2 protein-coding genes are annotated in these 1425 nt (G+C 60.2%); one reads left to right on the top strand and one right to left on the bottom strand.

Translation table 11 applies throughout. The features are described 5' to 3' along the window. Positions 1 to 780 (top strand): cyclopropane mycolic acid synthase family methyltransferase (locus tag A5686_RS28485; protein ID WP_156750166.1); only part of this gene is annotated, 780 nt, incomplete at its 5' end. Between the two features lie 60 nt (positions 781 to 840). On the opposite strand, the gene A5686_RS28480 is transcribed toward A5686_RS28485, so the two are convergent. After that, a partial coding sequence (locus A5686_RS28480; protein WP_067929809.1) for a class I SAM-dependent methyltransferase occupies positions 841 to 1425 on the bottom strand: 585 nt, incomplete at its 5' end.

Raw genomic sequence — 1425 nt, 5'->3', positions numbered from 1 at the left:
CCCACCCAGACCTACAGCTGCGCGTACTTCGAGCGTGAGGACATGACCCTCGAGGAGGCGCAGATCGCGAAGATCGATCTGGCGCTGGGAAAGCTCAAGCTCGAGCCCGGGATGACGCTGCTCGACATCGGTTGCGGTTGGGGCGGCGCGCTGAAGCGGGCTGTCGAGAAATATGACGTCAATGTCATCGGAATTACGCTGAGCCGCAACCAGTTCGAGTACAGCAAGAACAAGCTGGCCGGCCTGCCGACCAACCGCAACATCGAGGTGCGCCTGCAGGGCTGGGAAGAGTTCGAAGACAAAGTCGACCGGATTGTCTCCATCGGCGCCTTCGAAGCATTCAAGATGGAACGCTATTCCGCATTTTTTGAACGCGCCTACGACATCCTTCCCGATGATGGCCGGATGCTTTTGCATACGATCTTGATGTATCACTGGCAGGAATATCCCGCACTGGGCGTCACATTGACGATGAGCGATATTCGATTCGCGCGCTTCATCGGCCAGGAGATTTTCCCCGGGGGTCAGTTGCCGGCGCAGAAAGACATTTTCAAATTCGGCGAGGCCGCGGGCTTCTCGATCGAGCGGGTGCAGCTGCTGCAGGAGCATTACGCGCGGACCCTCAACATCTGGGCGGCGAATCTGGAAGCCAACAAGGAGAAGGCGATCGCTCTCCAGTCCCAGGAGATCTACGACAAGTACATGCACTATCTGACCGGGTGCGAGAACTTCTTCCGCAAGGGCATCAGCAACGTGGGGCAATTCACGTTGGTCAAGTAGCTCACAGCATTTCAGCGCACAACGGTGATCCGTTGGGGCTGAGTGCCTATGGTGAGCCGGTCACTTCTCCAACGTGAACTGGTTGACGTCGGTGTAGCCCTCCCGGAACAGCTTCGCGCAGCCGGTGAGGTACTTCATGTAGCGGTCGTAGACCTCCTGAGACTGGATGGCCAACGCCTGCTCGCGATTCGCCTCGAGCGCCTCGGCCCATAGATCCAGTGTCCTGGCGTAGTGCAACTGCAGCGACTGGACCCGGGTCAGGTCGAAGCCCGCCGTGACCCCGTATTCGCCGACGGTCTGCGGGGTCGGCAGCCAGCCGCCGGGAAAGATCTCGGCCAGGATGAATTGCGAGAACTGGACGATCTCGTGGGTCAGTTTCATGCCCCTGGCGCGGGCATCCCTGAACGACGGCCGAACGATGGTGTGCAGCAACATCACTCCGCCTGGCGGCAGCGCTTGGTAGGCCATCTTGAAGAAGCGGCCGTAGCGCTGGCGACCGAAGTGCTCAAACGCGCCGATCGACACGATCCGGTCCACCGGCTCGTGGAACTTTTCCCAGCCCTCCAGCAGCACCCGCCTGCTGCGGGTGGTGTCCATCTGATCGAACGACTTCTGCACGTGCTCGGCCTGGTTCTCCGAGAGCGT

Origin of the sequence: Mycobacterium sp. E2479 (assembly GCF_001667925.1) — a bacterium.
Classification (GTDB): Bacteria; Actinomycetota; Actinomycetes; order Mycobacteriales; family Mycobacteriaceae; genus Mycobacterium.
Note: the sequence above shows the minus strand (reverse complement) of the source record. Positions and strands in the feature narration are given on the sequence as shown.